Source organism: Nonomuraea sp. 3N208, from assembly GCF_052245935.1.
Taxonomy (GTDB): Bacteria; Actinomycetota; Actinomycetes; order Streptosporangiales; family Streptosporangiaceae; genus Nonomuraea.
Window position 1 is genome coordinate 1 of sequence record NZ_JBQQBR010000153.1, and the last position, 1,377, is coordinate 1,377.

Here is a 1,377-nt window from a genome sequence, read left to right on the forward strand (position 1 = left end):
GGCGGGATGGAGCGGAGGTTGAAGGCGTAGCGGGCGACGGAGTCGGCGATGGCGTCGGAGTCCACGTCCAGCGCGGTCGCGTTGATGTTGGCGATCGTGTCGCATGCCTGGTGGTAGCAGGCGTCGTACGCGACCCCGGCCGTGCCGCCGAACAGCGCGGCTTCCTCGGCCGTCTTGATGCCTTCGGCGCCGGTGAAGATGCCGCCGGCCGGGATGCCGACCTCGATGAACGGCCCGTAGTCGGAGCGGCCGTTGAAGTCGGTGCCGACGGTGCGCAGGCTGCGGGAACCGTAGAAGGCCTCCAGCTGCTTTTCGATCTCGGCGGAGCCGGGTGGGCCGGCCGGGGAGCCGACGTTGTCGGAGTTGTCCCCGTCGTACAGCTTGTAGGCGTAGTTCGGCGAGGCCACCATGTCGAAGTTCAGGTAGAGCCGGATGTGGTCCCGCTGCGCCTGGGACAGCGAGGCGACGTACTGGTCGGAGCCGAGCAGGCCGATCTCTTCGGCGGCCCAGAAGGCGAAGCGGACCTTGTTCTTGACCGGGTAGCGCGCCATCTCCTCGGCTGTCTCCAGGATGGCGGCGGTGCCGGAGCCGTTGTCGTTGATGCCGGGTCCGGCGGGCACGCTGTCGAGGTGGGCGCCGACCATGACGACGTTGCGCGGGTCGCCGAAGCGGCTCTCGGCGATCACGTTCTCGTTGGTGCCGAGCACCAGGTTGGCGTCGACCTTGAGCCGTACGGTCGCGCCGGCCGTGTTCGCCAGCTCGTTGCCCACGGCGAAGTCGGCGAACACCATCGGGATCCCGGCCCGCCACTCGCCGATGTTCGGTTGGGACGCCTCGGTACGCCCCGCCTGGCCCTCGTTGAACACGATGATGCCGGTCGCGCCCGCCGCGGCCGCGTTCTGTACCTTCGTGACGAACGAGCACGTGCCGCGCTGGATGAGCGCGATGCGGCCGGCCACGAACCCGGCGAAGTCGGCGGCTTCGCAGCCGCTGGTCGAGCTCGGCGTCGGGGCGGGCGGCAGCGTCAGGTCCACGCCCTGGACCTGCGCGGTCACGTCTCCGGACGGGGAGGGCTGGAAGGCGAAGAAGTCCTCGTTGGGGACGTAGGTCTTGGCGCTGGGCGCGGTCAGGTTCAGCGTGGGCGGTGTGTTCTCGCTCCAGCTCTCGACGAAGTTGATGGGATGCAGTGTGACCTTGTAGCCGGCCTTGCGCAGGTTGTCCGCCACGTAGTCGCGGGAGGCGTCGTAGCCGCTGGTGCCGGCCGCGCGGTTGCCGCCGTTGGCGGTGGCGATGTCCTGCAGGGCCTGGAGGTGCTTGTGCACGTTCGTGCCCTTGACCTGCTGGACGAGCAGCTTGGCGAACGCGTCGTCCAGGCCG

Annotated in this window: 1 protein-coding gene; it reads right to left on the reverse strand. The window is 69.3% G+C overall.

What is annotated here, in order from left to right:
• Positions 1–1,377: M28 family metallopeptidase (locus ACTWPT_RS59965; RefSeq protein WP_443186472.1), on the reverse strand; the 1,377-nt coding region annotated here is incomplete at both ends.